The sequence below is a fragment of the Streptomyces sp. NBC_00986 genome (assembly GCF_045162565.1).
Lineage (GTDB): Bacteria > Actinomycetota > Actinomycetes > Streptomycetales > Streptomycetaceae > Streptomyces.
On sequence record NZ_CP108733.1, the window covers coordinates 3,792,019 to 3,809,829 of the forward strand.

At 69.8% G+C, this 17,811-nt stretch carries 11 protein-coding genes; 3 read left to right on the top strand and 8 right to left on the bottom strand.

The window, feature by feature from the left end; genetic code table 11:
• Positions 1 to 45: 45 nt before the first annotated feature.
• The 3 genes from OG504_RS16190 to OG504_RS16200 are packed head-to-tail and all read right to left on the bottom strand — an operon-like array spanning position 46 to position 3,758.
• The gene (locus tag OG504_RS16190; RefSeq protein WP_405990471.1) at positions 46 to 1,008 is read right to left on the bottom strand and encodes a carbohydrate ABC transporter permease; all 963 of its coding nucleotides are present in this window, start codon (positions 1,006 to 1,008) and stop codon (positions 46 to 48) included.
• On the bottom strand, positions 1,005 to 2,039 hold the full coding sequence (locus OG504_RS16195; RefSeq protein WP_405990472.1) for an ABC transporter permease: 1,035 nt from the start codon (positions 2,037 to 2,039) through the stop codon (positions 1,005 to 1,007). The genes OG504_RS16190 and OG504_RS16195 overlap by 4 nt, the downstream gene beginning before the upstream one ends.
• A gap of 27 nt (positions 2,040 to 2,066) precedes the next feature.
• Positions 2,067 to 3,758 carry an extracellular solute-binding protein gene (locus OG504_RS16200; protein ID WP_405990473.1) on the bottom strand — a complete coding sequence of 564 codons (1,692 nt, stop codon included), beginning with the start codon at positions 3,756 to 3,758 and terminating at the stop codon, positions 2,067 to 2,069.
• A gap of 291 nt (positions 3,759 to 4,049) precedes the next feature.
• Here OG504_RS16200 and OG504_RS16205 point away from each other — a divergent pair, with 291 nt between their 5' ends.
• Entirely contained in the window at positions 4,050 to 6,887 is a 2,838-nt protein-coding gene (locus OG504_RS16205; protein WP_405990474.1) for a glycoside hydrolase family 3 C-terminal domain-containing protein, read from the top strand.
• Between the two features lie 153 nt (positions 6,888 to 7,040).
• Here OG504_RS16205 and OG504_RS16210 read toward each other — a convergent pair whose 3' ends face one another.
• The 3 genes from OG504_RS16210 to OG504_RS16220 all read right to left on the bottom strand — a co-directional run bounded on the left by OG504_RS16210 (position 7,041) and on the right by OG504_RS16220 (position 12,785).
• The gene (locus tag OG504_RS16210; RefSeq protein ID WP_405996347.1) at positions 7,041 to 8,486 is read right to left on the bottom strand and encodes an aldehyde dehydrogenase family protein; all 1,446 of its coding nucleotides are present in this window, start codon (positions 8,484 to 8,486) and stop codon (positions 7,041 to 7,043) included.
• 178 nt (positions 8,487 to 8,664) lie between these two features.
• Positions 8,665 to 10,254: a PucR family transcriptional regulator gene (locus OG504_RS16215; RefSeq protein WP_405990475.1), complete on the bottom strand. Its 1,590-nt coding sequence runs from the start codon at positions 10,252 to 10,254 to the stop codon at positions 8,665 to 8,667.
• Between the two features lie 116 nt (positions 10,255 to 10,370).
• Positions 10,371 to 12,785: an ATP/GTP-binding protein gene (locus OG504_RS16220; RefSeq protein ID WP_405990476.1), complete on the bottom strand. Its 2,415-nt coding sequence runs from the start codon at positions 12,783 to 12,785 to the stop codon at positions 10,371 to 10,373.
• A 251-nt stretch (positions 12,786 to 13,036) separates the two neighbouring features.
• Here OG504_RS16220 and gabT point away from each other — a divergent pair, with 251 nt between their 5' ends.
• Positions 13,037 to 14,371 (top strand): 4-aminobutyrate--2-oxoglutarate transaminase, encoded by a 1,335-nt coding sequence (gene gabT / locus OG504_RS16225; protein ID WP_405990477.1) that lies wholly within the window; start codon positions 13,037 to 13,039, stop codon positions 14,369 to 14,371.
• A gap of 478 nt (positions 14,372 to 14,849) precedes the next feature.
• On the top strand, positions 14,850 to 15,425 hold the full coding sequence (locus OG504_RS16230) for a phosphatase PAP2 family protein (RefSeq protein WP_405990478.1): 576 nt from the start codon (positions 14,850 to 14,852) through the stop codon (positions 15,423 to 15,425).
• Here the strand turns inward: OG504_RS16230 and OG504_RS16235 are convergent.
• Together OG504_RS16235 and OG504_RS16240 are read right to left on the bottom strand one after the other, a co-directional pair.
• The gene (locus OG504_RS16235; protein ID WP_405996348.1) at positions 15,413 to 17,185 is read right to left on the bottom strand and encodes a chitinase; all 1,773 of its coding nucleotides are present in this window, start codon (positions 17,183 to 17,185) and stop codon (positions 15,413 to 15,415) included. The genes OG504_RS16230 and OG504_RS16235 overlap by 13 nt on opposite strands.
• 108 nt (positions 17,186 to 17,293) lie before the next feature.
• Positions 17,294 to 17,761 carry a hypothetical protein gene (locus OG504_RS16240; protein ID WP_405990479.1) on the bottom strand — a complete coding sequence of 156 codons (468 nt, stop codon included), beginning with the start codon at positions 17,759 to 17,761 and terminating at the stop codon, positions 17,294 to 17,296.
• Positions 17,762 to 17,811: the final 50 nt, after the last annotated feature.

A 17,811-nucleotide genomic window follows, 5' to 3' on the forward strand; every position in this document is an offset into this window, starting at 1 on the left:
CTGCGCGACCAGCCCCCACGCACCCGCAGACAAAACGCAACCGATTCAGCCCTTGACGGCGCCGGTAAGCATCCCCTTCTTAAAGTGCCGCTGCACAAACGGCGAAAGCACAGCCACCGGCAACAACGCCATCACCATGACCGCCATCTGCACGGCAAGCCCCGACAACTCCCCGGTCTTGATGGCCTGACCGAGCCCCACCGGAGCCTCCTGCTTCTGCACCAGCTGGATCATGACGTTCTGCAGCGGCATCATGTCCTGGTCGTTCAGATACAGCGACGCGTTGAACCAGGCACTCCAATACCCCACGGCATAGAACAACGTGATGACCGCCAGCACCGCACGCGACAACGGCATGACGATGACCCACAGAATCCGGAAGTCACCGGCGCCATCGATCCGCGCACTGTCGATGAGTTCCTGCGAGATCCCCATGAAGAACCCGCGCAGCACAAGGATGTTGAAGACACTGAGCGCACTGGGCAGGATCAACGCGAGATAGCTGTCGGTCAGGCCGAGCGACTGGACCAGCAAATACGTCGGAATAAGCCCCGCGCTGAAAAACATCGTCGCCAGCATCATCATCAGAATCCACCGATGCCCGAGCGACCCGATACGCGAGAGCCCGTAGGCGCAGAGGACAGACACCGCCATGGAAAACAGCGTGCCGACAACGGTGATGAGGACGCTGATGATCGCCGCACGGGTGACCTGGCCGCCGCTGAGAAGTTCCTTGTAGGCGACGAAGGTGATGCCCTTGGGCACCATGACGAGCCCACCGGCCTGGTCGATGGTCTTGCGGGAGGAGAGGCTGGTGACGAGGACGATCCACAGGGGGAAGAGGATGGCGAGACAGGCGATCGTGAGGACGAGCCCCTTGCCCGCGAGACCGACCTTGCCGGGTTCCTCCTCCCAGGTGGGCCGGGGCGGCGCGGCCCAACGCCCGGGCGGCCGTACGGACTTGGCAGACGTGGCGGGCTCGACGGGTTGGTCGATGACGGCGGTCACTTCTTGTACACCCCCTGCTCGCCCATGAGGTGGGCCACTTTGTTCGCGGCGAGGACCAGCCCGAGACTGATCACGCCCTTGACGAGTCCGGCGGCGGCCGCGTAGCCGAAGTCCTGGTTGCGGACGCCGTTCCACCAGACGAAGGTGTCGAGGACCTCCGCCGCTCCCGGTCCCACGGCGTCACGTTGGAGCAGGATCTGCTCGAAGCCGACGGTCAGCGCGTCACCGACCCGGAGCACCAACAGCAGCGCGATCACGGGCCGGAGTGCCGGCAGCGTGACGTGCCACATCCGGCGCCACCGCCCCGCGCCGTCCATCGCGGCGGCCTCGTACAGATCGGGGCTGACGGAGGACAGTGCGGCGAGGAAGACGATGATCCCCCAGCCCGCGTCCTTCCACACGCTCTGCGCGGTGATGAGGAACTTGAAGGTGTTGGGGTCGGTCATGACGTCGAGGCCGTCGAAGCCGTGTTGACGGAGCAGTTGTGAGAACAGGCCTGCCCCGCCCAGGAGTTGCTGGAAGACGGCGATGACCAGCACCCAGGAGAAGAAGTGCGGGAGGTAGAGGATCGCCTGTGAGAGCGCCCGGACCCGGGGCCTGACCACGCTGTTGATGAGCAGCGCGAGGAGGATCGGGATCGGGAAGAACAGGATGAGCTGGAGGAAGAACAGGACCAGCGTGTTCTGTACGGCGTTCCAGAAAGACGAGTCCGCGAAGATCTGCTGGAAGTTCTCCAGGCCGACCCAGGGGCTGTGCAGCATCGAGACGATGCCGTTGTCGCTGACGTAGGGGTCGTAGTCCTCGAAGGCGACGATGTTGCCGAGGATCGGCAGGTAGTTGAAGACCAGGATGAGCAGGACGGCCGGCAGGGTCATCAGGAGCAGGACGCGGTCGCGTCTGAACCGGAGCCGCCAACTCACCTTCGCCTTGGGGCTGTTGCGTCGGGGGCCGGTGCTGGTGCCGGACGCCTTCGGGGTCTTGCCCGTCGTGTCGGCCTCGGTCCTGCTCCGAGGCACCGTGCTGTGGGACACGGCCGTTCTCCTTGCCTCGGTACCCGGTCAGCTCGCCGCCGTGCCGTTGTCGTCGAGCAACTTCTGGTACCAGGCGCGGAGTTGGTCGCCGCCCTTGCTCTTCCAGTCCGATACGGCCTGCTGCATGTCGCTGATCTTCTTGCGGCCGCGGGTGATGTCGTCCTCCAACTGCTCGAAGTCGTTGGAGAGGTTGGTGTAGCGGCTCGGCTCGGTGATCTGCTGACCGTAGAAGCTCGACTTCTTTGTGAAGGCGCCCATCCGCTGCTGCCACTCGACCTGCGCCTTGGCGACCTCGGGGAAGTCGGGGTGGGCGATGGTGGAGGCGGGGCTGGCGACCATGACGTAGGCGTTGATGACCTCGTTGTTGCCCTGGTCGGTCTTGGTGGGGACACCGTTCTTGACGGTGTAATGGGTGCCTTCCACGCCGTAGTTGGTGAGCATGTACTCCTTGGTGCCGTACGGCGCGGCGGTGACGTTGGCGACGGCGAGCGCGTCATGGATGACGGACGCGGAGGCCTTCTTGCTGATGAAGGCGAAGATGCCGGCCGGTGATCCGGCCCAGAGGGTCGGGTCGCCGCCGTCGTGGCCGAAGAGGTCCATGCCCCAGATCTTGTAGGACGGGTTCTGGGTGGCCTGTTCGGCGGTGCGGCTCCACCACTGCGAGATGTCCTGGGGGTAGATGAGGAACTCGCCCGCCGCGAACTTGGGGCCCGGGTCGGTGGCCGCGCTCTTGCCCAGCTTGGCGTCGGGGTGCACGTATCCGGCGGCGAACAGCTTGCGGGTCCACTCCAGCGCTTCGAGGTACTCCTGGGTCTCGACGCGGTTGACCAGCTTGCCGTCGACGAGGTTCCAGCCGAGCGATTTCTCGCTGCCGGAGAGCACGCCCCACATGTTGAAGGCGGTCCACTTCATGTCCAGGCAGGCCCAGCGCTTGGCCTTGGCGTTGGTGATCTCCTTGGCCAGGGCCATGAACTCGTCGGCAGAAGTGGGGACTTCATACCCCTCCTTGTCGAAGATGTCCTTGCGGTAGAGCGGCACGATGTTGGGGACGTAGGAGGACGGCATCGGCAGTCCGCGCAGCTTGCCGCCGAAGATGCAGCGCTGCCAGGCGTCGGTAGGGATTGCCGCGAGGTTCGGGTAGTCCTTGGCCTTGTCCCCGGCGAGGTAGGGGCCGAGGTCGGCGAACTTGCCGATGATGGCGCTGGGTATCTTGCCGCCCATGTTCCAGCTGGGGACGACCACGACGTCCGGGATGTCGCTGGAGGCGAGGACCGCGCCGAGCTTCTGGTCGTAGGTGTTGCCGTCCTGGTTCTGCCAGGTCACGTCGACGCCGATGAGGGAGTTCATCGCCTTGTAGTAGGCGTTGTCGCTCTTGGGCGGGGAGCCCCAGAACGGCGCCATGATGGAGACCTTGCCGCTCTTGCCGAGCTTCTTCGGTACCGAGGTCTTCAGGCCGGCGAGGTCGAGCTTGCTGGTGAAGCCGATCGAGGAGCCGTTCTTGGACGCGATGTCCGGGGTCACCACGTTGCTGGCGACGAAGGCCGGCAGCAGCTTCTTGACGCCCTTGCCCTCCGAACTGCCCCCGCCCGAACCGCTGTCCGAGGCCCCGCAGGCGGAGAGCAGCGGTACCCCACCCGCCACCGCTGCGGCGGCGACCGCAGTGGAGGCGAGGAAACTTCTCCGGCTGGGAGCGGAGGCGGCGGAGGCGTTCGGCGTCATTGCGTCAACCCTTCATGGCGCACCAGGACACCCGGCGGTGGAGCCGTCGGCTGCGGTGTCTTGAGTGGAACAGAGCACTTAGTCGAAGCGCTTCGATGTTGCTGCGAGGTTAAGTGAACACCCAAGGGTGCACAAGGGTCGCTCCCAAGATTCCTCGGAGGTGCGGGGCATGACCTGTCCGTATGTGCTGCTTGAAATAACGGTGAAGGTCTCTTGACACCTGACCCGCATCGAATCAGCATCGAAGCGCTTCGAAAGAGCCGCGCCGCTCCATCGCAAGGGGAACCCCACGTGACCGCACAAACGCCGCCTACGCCGCCTTTCCGCGATCCGCATCTGCCGTTCGCGAAGCGCATCGACGACCTGCTGACGCGCCTCACCCTCGACGAGAAGGTCGGCTTCCTGCACCAGTACGCGCCCGCCGTGGAGCGTCTGGACGTCGCCGCGTTCCGCACCGGCCAGGAGGCCCTGCACGGCGTCGCGTGGATGGGCCCGGCGACGGTCTTCCCGCAGGCGGTGGGCCTGGGCGCGACCTGGAACGAGGATCTCGTACGACGGGTAGGCGACGCGGTGTCCAAGGAGGCCCGCGCGATGCGGGCCCGCGACGACCGCGTCGGCCTCAACGTGTGGTCCCCGACGGTGAACCTGCTGCGCCACCCGCTGTGGGGCCGTAACGAGGAGGGCTACTCGGAGGACCCGAAGCTGACCTCGGCGATCGCCACCGCGTACACGCGCGGCCTGCGCGGCGACCACCCGACGTACTGGCGCACGGCCCCCGTCCTCAAGCACTGGCTGGCGCACAACAACGAGACGGGCCGCGACATCTCGTCCTCGTCCGTCCGCCCGCGCGTACTGCACGAGTACGACCTGCGCGCCTTCCGCGAGACGGTCGAGGCGGGCGCGGTGGCGGGCGTGATGCCCGCGTACAACCTGGTCAACGGCCGCCCCAACCACGTCTCGCCGTATCTGCGCGAGCAGTTGCGCACCTGGACCGACGAGGACCTCCTCGTCTGCTCGGACGCGGGCGCGCCCTCCAACCTGGTCGACTCCGAGCACTACTTCGACACCCATGAGGAGGCCACCGCGGCCTCGCTGCTGTCCGGTGTGGACAGTTTCACCGATCACGGCACGGACGGTTCGACGATCGTGGCGCGGGTCCAAGGGGCTCTGGAGCAGGGCCTGTTGACGGAGGCGGACGTCGACGCGGCGGTCCGCCGTCAGCTGTCGGTGCGGTTCCGGCTCGGCGAGTTCGACCCGGCGCACGACCCGCACGCCGGCATCGAGGACTTCGACACCCCGGAGCACCAGGCGCTCGCCCAAGAAGCCGCCGAACAAGCAGTCGTCCTCCTCAAGAACGACGACGCCCTGCTGCCCCTCGCCCACGACACCCGCCTCGCCGTAGTGGGCCTGCTCGCGGACGAGTGCAAACTCGACTGGTACAGCGGCACGTTGATCCACCGCTCCACTCCACTGGAGGGCCTGTACGAGCGATTCGGCGCCGAGCGCGTCGAGTTCGCGGAGGGAGTGGACCGGGTCCGGCTGCGGACCTCCCAAGGCACCTTCCTGCACGTGCCGTTGGCAGACGCAGAAGACGAAGTACGCGGCGCCGAGGGCGCGTTGGACCCGGCCCTCCTCGCCGGCCGCACCGACCTCCCGCCCCTCACCACGGACGGCACCGGCACCGAACTCGCCCTCGTCGACTGGGGCGAGGGCGTCCTCACCCTCCGCGCGCCCGACGGCCGGTACCTCTCGGTCGCCGACGACGGCTACGTCCGCGCCTCCGCCGACCAGCCCGGAGGCTGGGTCGTCCAGGAGACATTCCGCCTGGAACCCCATGAGAACGGTCACCTCCTGCTGCACATCGGTACGGGTCGCCACGTCTCTGTCGCCGCCGACGGCGTGAAGGTTGCCGAGGAGGGCGGAGAAATCTTCGAGTTGGTGATCGCCGAGCGCGGCGAGGACGCGGTGGCCCGGGTCGCGGAGGCGGCGGACGTGGTGCTCGTCGTCGCGGGCAACGACCCGCACATCAACGGCCGCGAGACCGAGGACCGTACGACCCTCCGCCTCCCCGCCCACCAGGAACGCCTCCTGCGCGCGGCCCGCACCGCGAACCCGAACACGGTCCTGGCCCTGGTCTCCGCGTACCCGTACACGGTCGACCCCGGCGACCTCCCCGCGATCCTGTGGACCGCCCACGGCGGCCAGGCGGCGGGCACCGCCCTGGCCCGTGTCCTCGCCGGCGACGTCTCCCCCGCCGGCCGCCTCCCCCAGACCTGGTACGCGGCCGACTCCGACCTGCCCGACCTCCTCGACTACGACGTGATCGGCGGCCAACAGACCTACCTCTACTTCGAGGGCGCCCCCCTGTTCCCCTTCGGCCACGGCCTGTCGTACGCGTCCTTCACGTACGGCGGCCTGACGGCACAGGTCGAACTCGACGCGGTGCACGTGCAGTTCACGGTCACCAACACGGGCGATGTGACAGCCGACGAGGTCGCGCAGCTGTACACCCGCGCCACGGACCCGTCGGTCCCGCGTCCGCGCCGCGAACTGGCCGCACAACGTCGCGTGACCCTCGCGCCGGGCGAGGCAGCGGTGCTGTCCTTCGAAGTCCCGCTGTCCGCCTTCGAGTTCTGGGACGTGGCGCGGGGTGGCCACCGCCTCGAACCGGGTCCGTACGAACTCCTCCTCGGCGCCTCCAGCGAGGACATCCGCCTGCGGACGACGGTGACGCTGACCGGCGAGCCCGCCGCACCCCGACACCTCCTCCAACAGGGCCTGGACGCGGCCGACTTCGACGAGCAGTCCGGCGGCGCGATCGTCGACCGTACGAAGGTGGCGGGCGACGCGGTGACACCGGCGGGGGGCGGTACGGCCGAACTGGCCTACCGGCACTGCGACTTCGGCGCCGGTGTCACGGAGATGACCGTGGAGGTGGCGGGCGAGGGCGTCGTAGAACTGTCTCTGGACGGCGGCCCGGCGCTCGCCCGACTCGCCCTGCCCGCGCCGACGTCGGGCCCGTACGACTACACGACGCTCGGCGCCGGGATCGTCGCCGAGGGCCTGCACGATGTGCACCTGAAGCTGCGCGGGCCGTTGCGGCTCGCGCATGTCGGCTTCTCCGGCTGAGGGTCCGGAGGCCGCCGACAGCAATGAAGGGGCCCGGCACCGGAAGGCATCGGTGCCGGGCCCCTTCGGGGAGGCTATATGAAAATGGATCCCATTAGCTAGGGGCGCTCGGTGAGAGAACGGTCAGAGCGGCCGCTCTCGCCCCGAGGCCGGTCAGAGCGCGAGGCCCGTGAGCACCAGCACCCGCTCGTAGGTGTAGTCGTCCATCGCGAACTTGACGCCCTCGCGGCCGACCCCGGACTGCTTGGCGCCGCCGTAGGGCATCTGGTCGGCGCGGTAGGACGGGACGTCGCCGATCACGACACCACCGACCTCGAGCGCGCGGTGGGCGCGGAACGCGACCTGCACGTCGTGGGTGAACACTCCTGCCTGGAGGCCGTACTTGGAGTCGTTGGCGGCGGCGAAGGCGGCGGCCTCGCCGTCCACCTTCGTGACGGTCAGGACCGGTCCGAAGACCTCCTCGCAGGAGATCGTCGTGTCGGCCGGTACGTCGGTGAGGACGGTCGGCGCGTACGAGGCACCGTCGCGCTTGCCACCGGTGAGGAGGGTGGCGCCCGCCTCGACGGCCTCCTGGACCCACGACTCGACGCGCTGCGCGGCGGCCTCGCTGACCAGCGGCCCGACATCGGTCTTGTCGTCGCTCGGGTCGCCGGTGACCTGGGCCTCGACGGCGGCGACTATGCGCGGGAGCAGCCGGTCGTAGACGGCCGCGTCCGCGATGACGCGCTGCACGGAGATGCAGGACTGGCCGCCCTGGTAGTTGGAGAAGGTGGCGATGCGGGTCGCGGCCCAGTCGAGGTCGGCGTCGGAGGAGTAGTCACCGAGGACGACGGCCGCGCCGTTGCCGCCCAGTTCCAGGGTGCAGTGCTTGCGCGGCACCGAGTCCATGATCGCGTAGCCGACCTTCTCCGAACCGGTGAAGGAGATCACCGGCAGCCGCTCGTCCTGGACGAGGGCCGGCATGTGGTCGTTGGCGACCGGCAGGACGCTCCACGCGCCGGCGGGCAGTTCGGACTCGGCGAGCAGCTCGCCGATGATCAGGCCGGAGAGCGGGGTGGCCGGGGCCGGCTTGAGGATGATCGGCACGCCGGCCGCGATCGCGGGGGCGATCTTGTGGGCGCACAGGTTCAGCGGGAAGTTGAAGGGCGCGATGCCGAGGACGACGCCCTTCGGGAAGCGCCGGGTGAGGGCGAGCCGGCCCTGGCCGCCGGCGTCGGTGTCGAGGCGCTGGGCCTCGCCGCCGTTGAACCGCCGGGCCTCCTCCGCCGCGAACCGGAACACGGACACCGCACGGCCGACCTCACCGCGCGCCCACTTGATCGGCTTGCCGTTCTCGGCGGAGATGAGCTGCGCGATCTCCTCGGTGCGCTCGACGAGACGCCGGCTGACGTGGTCGAGGGCGGCGGCGCGGACGTGGGCGGGGGTGGCGGCGAACTCGTCCCGTACGGCGTAGGCGGCGGCCACCGCCTCCTCGACCTGGGCGTCGGACGGCACGCTGACCTTGCCGACGAGGCGTCCGTCCCAGGGCGAGGTGACGTCGAAGGTGTCCTCGCCGGTGGCCTGGCGGCCGGCGAGCCAGAAGGCGTGGGTGACTGCCACAGTTTCGTTGGGCATTGCGTGTGCCGGCCCTTCCGCGTTGGGGGTGCTTGTTCTCGGTGCTGCTCGGTGTTCCTCGGTGCTTCCCGGTCAACGGTAGGTGCGGGGAAGCTGGGGTGCGTTTGTCCGAGCAGTAGCAGTACCGCGCCGGGACACTCCAGTTAGGCAGATGCCGTTCCGCCTACTCCATCGCGGCCGTCGCCTTCAGCGCGAGCCACAACTCCATCCGTACATCGGGATCGTCCAGGGACCGCCCGAGGATCTCCTCGACCCGCCGCATCCGGTACCGCAAGGTGTGCCGGTGCACCCCGAGGTCGGCGGCCGCCGCGTCCCACTGCCCGTGCCGGGACAGCCACGCCCGCAGCGAGGCGACGAGGTCCCCGCGCCCGGTGGCGTCGTGCTCGGAGAGCGGCCGTAGCAACCCGTCCGCGAAGGCGCGCACCGCGTCATCGGCGAGCAGCGGCAGCACGGACCCGGCGGCCAACTGCTCGTGCTCCACGAGCACGCGCCCCCGCCTCCGCGCCACGGACAACGCCTGCTCGGCCTGCTTGTAGGCGGCCGCGGCGGCGATGGGCCCGGCGGGCGCCGAGAGCCCCACGACCAGGTCGTCCTCGTCACCGGTGCGCTCCCCGGTGGCCGAGGAGGCCCGCTCGCCCTCCAGCGTCGCCGCGTACTCCGCGCACGCCTCGACCGCGGCGCCGCCGTCGACGGCCAGCGCCACCAGCCGTTCCGGCCCTTCCGGTACGACGAGGACGGCTTCCCCGGAGCGCGCCGCAGCGGATTCCACGACCTCGGCGAGCCCGTCCAGGGGGTCACTGTCCCCCGCGTCCCCCGACTCCCCCACGATGATCCGGAACGGCGCGTCGAGCAGCCCGCCGTACAGATCTCCGGCGACCGCCCGCGCGTGGTCCGGGTGCCCGGCGAGCAGCAGCCGCAGCACGGCCGCGCCGATCCGCTCATGGGCGGCCTGGAGCGACCGCGAGCGTTCCGTGGTGAGGGTGAGGAGCGCGATCGCGGAGTGCACAGCGTAGCGCTCCGCCGTCCCGAGCGCGGATGCGGTTCCTACGGCGAGTGCGGCGCGGGGGCGGCGGCCGGTGCCGAGGGTGTGCAGTTCGACACGGTCCTCGTTGTCCGGGCCGCCCACGACCGAGGAGGCCGGGGCGGGCCGGTCCCGGAGCCGCTCCACGTCCGCGGTGAGCCGGGCGGCGCGGCGGCCCGCCCACTCCGGGGCGGTGGCGACGACGGCGCCGGACGCGTCGTAGAGCGCGGCCCAGCCGTCGACCTGCGCGGCGAGGGCGGAGAGGAGTCCCTCGGGGCCGTCGGTGAGGGCCTGCTTGGTGAGTTCACGCTGAGCGGCGAAGCCGGCGGTGACGGAGCGGTACTGGTCGGCGGCGATCGCTGCGGAGACGGCCTTGCTGATCGCGATGAAGGGGGTGCGGCGGGGGACTTCGAGGAGCGGCAGCCCTTCCTCCTGCGCGGTGTCGACCAGCACCTTGGGAATCTCGTCGTAATTGACCCCGACGGCGAACCCCAGCCCGACGACTCCCGCGCCCACCAGCCGCTTCACATACCGCCGCATGGCCTTGGTGTCCTCCGCGTCCAGCTTCAACGCGGTGGTCAGCAGCAGCTCCCCGCCCTCCATGTACGGCACCGGGTCCGCCAGCTCACTGACATGCGCCCAGCGGACGGGCACGTCCAGCCGGTCCTCGCCGGCGCGCACGGTGAGCTTGAGCGCGGAGTGGTGGACGAGGGAGGCGAGCGTGGGGGGCATGGTGCCTTCAGGTGGAGGAAGAACGGGCGATCATGTCGATCTTTTGGCCGTCGCGTATGAACTGCCTGTGCCGATTCTGCCTCACCGTATGGTGGGGGCGTACCTGTATGTCCGGTTCAGCGGGCTGGGGACCGCAGATCCACCAGTGATGGCGGAGTGTGCTTCCCCTCCACCGTCGTGAGGGACAGCACCGCGTGGCCCGGCGGCACCTCGTGCGCGAGCTGGGACGCGGACCACCGCTCCCGCTCGACCTGCCGTACGGTCACGGCCTCCGTCGTCACCGCCCGGCCCGTCACCAGCTTGCGCAGGGCGTGGATGGCCCGGGTCATCGGCTGGTCCGCGAAGACGGTGTGCTGGGCCACGTCCCGGGTCTCCACCCACTCCGTGCCCCAGGCGTGCGCGAAGCGGCTGCCGTCCCAGGTCGTGACACCCGAGAAGGCCATCCGGCAGCCGACCGCGCCGTGCAGCGGCCCGTGCAGCGCCTCGGGGACGTCGCCGAGGGTGCGCAGGGCAAGGAGTACGCCCGCGTTCTGCGAGCGCAGACGCTGCATGTGCCGTACGGACTCGGTGGTCACCGTCCCGGTCGCGTCGTCGAGGACGAGACAGGCGAAGTGCCGGCGGCCGGCGTCGTGCACGACATGGTCGAACTGGGCCAGGACCAGCCGGGTGATCAGCCGGGAGGCCTCCTCGTGCCCGTGGGCCGGCACGTCGATGCGGACCCGCAGGGGGTGATGGGCGACGGCTCGCAGCGAGAACGGCCGGACCGCCGCGTCGCCGGTGCCGAAGAAGTCGGCGAACACGGGCCGGTCCAGCAGCGCGAGCCGGTCGGCGAGCACCGGACCGGGGTCGGCGGTCCCGCCGCTCTGACGGGCCCGGGCGTCGAGATCACGGCGCAGACCGGCGTGCTCCGGCGCCGACAGGGCCTGGCGCAGGGCGTCGAGCGCCGACGGTTCGCCCTCCAGGAGTTCCCTCAGTACGGGCAGGGACGGGAAGGTGCCGTGCACCGCCCGGTACGGCCCGAGCAGCTGGGCGAGTGCGGTCGTGGCCCGTTGGGCGCCGACGGTGTCGAGGTCTCCGACCAGTCCCTCGGCGAGGAACGCGGCGGCCGCGTCCGGGTCGGCGCTGTCGGCGTAGGGATCCAGGTCGTAGACGGAGGCGGGGTCCCCGATCCGCACCACGACGTCGTACGCCGAGTCCGGGCCGAGCGGGGTGCCGGCCGTGCAGACCGCGACGACGGCGCACTGCCCGGTCAGCGCCCGAAGGGCGAGGGACTCGACGACCGGGGCGACCACGTGCCTGGTCTTGCCTGAGCCGGACGGTCCCACGACGAGGAGCGAGGTGCCGAGAGCATCGGGGCCGAGCGCCGTGCCCGCACCGCGGTAGGCCGACGGCGTACGTTCCCCGGTTGCCCACTGTCCGATGCGCACCTGCCCGTCCAGCAGGTCGTGGCATGCGGCACGGCCGGGCAGTTCCCGGGCACCGGACGGGTGGACCCAGGCCGCCGCCCCGTTGCGCAGCACCGTGTCGCTGAAGGCGGCCAACTGCGCTTCCTTGCGGGCGGTTTCCCACGCGTGCCCGATCCGGGCGCAGTCCACGTCGTTCATACGGCCCGTGAGCACTTCGGCGGTGAGGAGTTCCGCCGCTTCGTACTGGCCCGCCTCGCGCAGCTCGGGCCACTGGGCGGGCGGCAGCGCGGCGGGCACCGGCTGGGCACCGTCCTCCCCCGTGCCGGCGCGCGCGGCGAGTCGTTCCTTCGCGAGTGCCCACCAGCCGCCAAGGCGGGCGAAGGGCCACAGGACCAGGGCGGTGATGAGGCCGTAGAGGAAGTCGATGAGCAGCACCGACTGGAAGATCTCGTAGCCCCCGGTGATCAGGGTCAGGAGAGAGAACAGCGGGTCCTGCACGGGCAGGGCGTTCCAGCCGACGCCGAACGCCTTGGGGAACACGAAGCTCAGCGTGACAAGGCCGCCGACGGCCGCCAGCAGTGCGCGAGCCGGCTGCGGACGACTGCCGACGACATGGCGGGCGACGTCGAGCCAGCCGCCCAGCCGGATGACGGTGTAGACGAGCAGGGCGAAGAAGACACCGTCGTAGACGCTGATGGCCTCGGTGCCCCTGAAGTTCTTGGGGGATGTGGTGCCGGCCCACCACCAGTCGTTCGGGGTGAACAGCTTGAGCACGACCCATTGGTACGGAACGGCACCGTGGCGCCAGAAGGACCACACGATCAGCGCCACCACCAGGGGGACCAGCAGACCGAGGATCGCGACCGGGGAGAGCCGCGTCGATGCGCGGTCGGCCTTGGGCGGGCGGTATCCGTAGCGCCAGATGCCGGGTGCGGCGGCCGGCCGGGGTTCGTTCAGCCACTCGGCGACGGCAGGGGCGAACCGCGGTGACTGTTCGGGCGCGGGCGTCATGTCCGGTGTCCGCGCAGGCCGCGGCGGCGTGCCCGGCACCTCCGGCGGCCGCGCAGGCCGCGGCACAGGATTCGCCTGTGTGTGTCGCGCGTCCCGCGTCCCGTCGCTGTCCATCGTCCTCGCCCTCGCCCCTTGACCAGCCGTTCCGTACACCGTCAGCGAGTCAATCTAACGCGCCCACAAGGGGAGTTCACCGCTTACCGGGCCGGGCCCGCATGGATCCTCGCGATACCGGCACTGTCCACGGCGGACAACCCCCGCCCCCGACACCGCCCACATGGAGCATGCCCACCCCCGGCCACCCGCCCTAGCCTGCGAGAAAGGAAGAAAGTAGAAAAGCGTCCGCACCACCCCAGGAGCCCCTCATGACCGCTGTTCCGCAGGAGCGCCGCGTTCTCACCGCCATCCCCGGCCCGAAGTCGCAGGAGCTGCAGGCCCGCCGTACCGCCGCGGTCGCGGCCGGTGTGGGCTCCGTGCTGCCCGTGTTCACCGCGCGCGCCGGCGGCGGGATCATCGAGGACGTCGACGGGAACCGGTTCATCGACTTCGGTTCCGGTATCGCCGTGACGTCCGTCGGCGCCTCCGCCGAGGCCGTAGTACGGCGGGCGAGCGCGCAGCTCGCCGACTTCACCCACACCTGTTTCATGGTCACGCCCTACGAGGGCTACGTCGAGGTCGCCGAGGCGCTCGCCGAGCTGACCCCCGGTGACCACGCCAAGAAGTCCGCGCTGTTCAACTCCGGCGCCGAGGCCGTCGAGAACGCCGTGAAGATCGCGCGGGCGTACACCAAGCGGCAGGCCGTCGTCGTGTTCGACCACGGGTACCACGGCCGGACCAACCTCACGATGGCGCTGACCTCGAAGAACATGCCGTACAAGAACGGCTTCGGGCCGTTCGCGCCGGAGGTCTACCGCGTTCCGGTCGCCTACGGCTACCGCTGGCCGACCGGTCCGGACAACGCCGGTGCCGAGGCCTCCGCGCAGGCCATCGACATGATCAACAAGCAGATCGGCGCCGACAACGTCGCCGCGATCATCATCGAGCCGGTCCTCGGCGAGGGCGGCTTCATCGAGCCGGCGAAGGGCTTCCTGCCCGCGCTGAGCGAGTTCGCCAAGGCCAACGGGATCGTCTTCGTCGCCGACGAGATCCAGTCCGGGTTCTGCCGTACGGGGCAGTGGTTCGCGTGTGAGGACGAGGGTGTCGTCCCGGATCTCATCACGACCGCGAAGGGGATCGCGGGCGGGCTGCCGCTCGCCGCCGTCACCGGGCGCGCCGAGATCATGGACGCCGCGCACGCCGGTGGGCTCGGCGGGACCTACGGCGGCAACCCCGTCGCCTGCGCCGGTGCGCTCGGCGCGATCGAGACCATGAAGGAGCTGGACCTCAACGCCAAGGCCAAGAACATCGAGTCGGTCATGAAGGTCCGGCTCGGGGCCATGGCGGAGAAGTTCGACATCATCGGCGACGTGCGCGGACGCGGCGCGATGATCGCCATCGAGCTCGTCAAGGACCGTACGACCAAGGAGCCGAACCCGGAGGCGACGGCCGCGCTCGCCAAGGCGTGCCACCAGGAGGGGCTGCTGGTCCTGACCTGTGGCACCTACGGCAACGTGCTGCGCTTCCTGCCCCCGCTGGTCATCGGGGACGATCTGCTGAGCGAGGGGCTCGACATCATCGAGCAGGCGTTCGCACGTATCTGAGCCACCCCCGCCCGTGCATCCCGGCCACACGCAACTCCCAGCTCCCGCACAGGAGTTGAGCCTCATGCGCCTCAACCGCCCCACCCGTACCGTCCACAGCGATTCCCGGGCCGGGGCGGCGGGCGTCGGGCCGTGTGAAGAAGGTGTGCGGGGTGCATGACGGGACGCGATTCCGCCTGTCGTACCCGCAGCCACTGCCGTAGGTTCTACCCAGATGAGAGATACACCCCGCCCACAGGGGACTGTGGGCGATTTCAGGCCGGGGCCTCCCCAGCTTCGACCTGGTCGTGCCCTCGCGCACACAACAGGAGCCTCTGGCTCCGAATCTCCTCACCGATCGGACAGTCGCCCGCCCCAAACCCCCCGGGGCGGCCGACCATCCGATCCGGACGGCCGGCTCGGAACTACCCCCCCTGTTCCGGGCCGGCCGACCTCCTTTTTCTGGCTGTTTCTCGCCCTTCCCGCGCTGCTCTTCGCGGTGATCACCTGGCAGGTCGCGACCGACGGCCCCCTCCTCCGTCTGGACACCCGCCTCAGCCGCGCCCTCGTCCACCCGGACCGCGCCTCCGAACTCCTCGCCGACCTCGGCAACATCCAGGTCGCGGTACCTGTCCTCGTGGTCGTTCTCGTCCACGTCGGCCGGCGCGCCCGTGCCACAGGTACAAACCGGTGGTGGCTGCCGCCCCTCGCGGCGGCCGTGCTGATGGCCCTGGTCCCGGCGATCGTCGTCCCCCTCAAAGAACTGATCGCCCGCGGCGGCACCCCGGCGGTCCCGCCCGGCACCGGCTACTACCCCTCGGGCCACACCGCCACCGCGATGATCGCCTACGGCGCCTCGACCCTGCTTCTCCTCCCTTGGCTCCGGACGGTGTACGCCCGGCGCGAACTGGTCATCCTCTGCGCCCTGTTGGTCGCCGCCGTCAGCTTCGGGCTGGTCCGCCGGGGCTACCACTGGCCACTCGACGTCGTGGCCAGTTGGTGCCTCGGTACGGTGCTGCTCGCGTCGTTCCGGCTCTTCCTCGACCGTTTCCGGGACGCCCCTCAGCCGAAGTAGCCGTCGAACGTCTTCTGGAACTCCCAGTTCGAGTACCGGTCCCAGTTGATCGACCACGTCATCAGCCCGCGCAGGGTCGGCCAGGTGCCGTGAGTCGCGTACGAGCCGCAACTCACCTTCTTCGTCAGGCAGTCCAGGGTCTTGGTGACCTCGGCCGGGGCGACGTAGCCGTTGCCCGCGTTGACCGACGCCGGCATGCCGATGGCGATCTGGTCGGGGCGCAGGGCCGGGAACATGTTGGTGGTGTCACCCGCGACCGGGAAGCCCGTGAGCAGCATGTCGGTCATCGCGATGTGGAAATCGGCGCCGCCCATGGTGTGGTACTGGTTGTCGAGGCCCATGATCGGGCCCGAGTTGTAGTCCTGGACGTGCAGCAGGGTGAGGTCGTCGCGCAGGGCGTAGATGACGGGCAGATACGCCCCGCACCTCGGGTCCTGGCCGCCGAACTTGCCGGTGCCGTAGAACTGGTAGCCCATCTGCACGAAGAACGTCTCGGGCGCCATGCTCAGCACGAACTTCGAGCCGTACCTGGCCTTCAGGGTCTTCAGGGCCGCGATCAGGTTGACCACCACGGGAGTTGTGGGGCTCTTGAAGTTCGTGTCGCTCGCGTCCAGCGACAGGGAGTGGCCCTCGAAGTCGATGTCCAGGCCGTCGAGGCCGTAGGTGTCGATGATGTTCGAGACCGAGGAGACGAAGGTGTCGCGGGCCGCCGTCGTGGTCAGTTGGACCTGGCCGTTGGCGCCGCCTATGGAGATCAACACCTTCTTCCCCGCTGCCTGTTTGGCCTTGATCGCCGCCTTGAAGTCGGCGTCGCTCTCGACGTTCGCGCACTCGCTGACCGGGCAGCGGTTGAAGCGGATGTCGCCCGAGGTGGCGGAGGTGGGTTCGCCGAAGGCCAGGTCGATGACGTCCCAGCTGTCGGGGACGTCGGCCAGGCGTGTGTAGCCGGAGCCGTTGGCGAAGCTCGCGTGGAGGTAGCCGACCAGGGCGTGGGTGGGCAGGCCGGAGGTCGGGCCCGAGCCGGTGGACGTCGTCGCGGTGACCGCCGTCGACTTCGCGGACTCGCCCGCGTCGTTCACCGCGGTGACCTGGAAGCTGTACGCCGTCGCGGCCGACAGCCCGCTCACGGTGGCCGAAGTGCCGCTCGCCGTCTGGACCTTGGCCCCGTCGCGGTAGATCGCGTAGCTCGTCGCGCCGGTGACGGCGGACCAGGACAGGGCGACGGAGGAGGACGTCACGGAGCCTGCGGCGAGGCCCGTCGGGGTGGCGGGCGGCTGTCCTACGGTCCCTGCCGGGCCGATGAGGGAGATGTCGTCGGCGTAGTAGGCGCCGGTGGCGTACCAGCCGTGGGTGTAGATCGTGACCTTGGTGGTGGACGGGCCGGTACGGAAGCTGGTCGTCAACTGCTGCCAGTCGGGGGCCGATTGGGTCCAGGTGGAGACGTCGGTGGTGCCGGTGCCGCTCGCGCCGAGGTAGACGTAGCTGCCGCGGACGTAACCGGCGAGCGCGTACTGGGAGTTGGGCTGCACGGTCACCGTCTGCGCGCACTGGGCGTAGTCGTTGCCGGCCGGGGTCGCCTGCAACGCCGAACTGCCGCCGTGCACGGGCGACTTGACCGCCGTACCGCTGTTCGCGGTACAGGACCAACTGTCGAGGCCCGCTTCGAAGCCTCCGTTCTTCGCCAGGTCCGCGTCGGCCGCACGGGCGGCCGACGAGAGCGCGGTGAATCCGGACACGGCCAGGGCCGCGACCGTGAGCATGGTCAGGACGGGTCTGGTGCGGTCCACAAGTGCCTCCGGGCATGGGGGAATTGGAGGGGTGGAGCGCGCCCAATTTGGTCCAGACCAATTAGCTTGTCAAGACCTCGATCAGTTACCCGTCCTCCCGTCCTCCCCTTCCGTGGCCAGGCCCGCCGCCGCCTCGTGCATGGCTAGTTCGAGGAGTGCGGGGTCGGTGAGGGTGCCGGAGCCGTCCGGCGGTACCAGCCAGCGGACTCCGCCGGTCGACCGGCCGGGGTACGGCACGACGATCCAGGTGCCGAGTCCGGCCGTCCGGATGCCGGTGCCCAGCCAGCGGGTCGCGGTGCCGGGCGGTACGAGGAAGCCCATCCGGGCGTCGCCGAAGTCGACGAGTACCGGGCCCGGTTGATCGATGACCCTGGTGAGCACATCGAGCGTGGGATAGCCGAGCTCACCCGGCAGGATGAGTACGTCCCAGGCCTTGCCGGCGGGCAGCAGCGCGACCCCGAGGGGGTTGCGCTCCCATTCCCAGCGGCAGGCCTCCGGATCCGGAGCCACGGATGCCAGCCACTCGACGGCCGTCTTCGCCCCAGTCATGAGGAGACCTCCCTTTCTCATGTCGACGCTGGTCGCGTCACAGGAGAGAG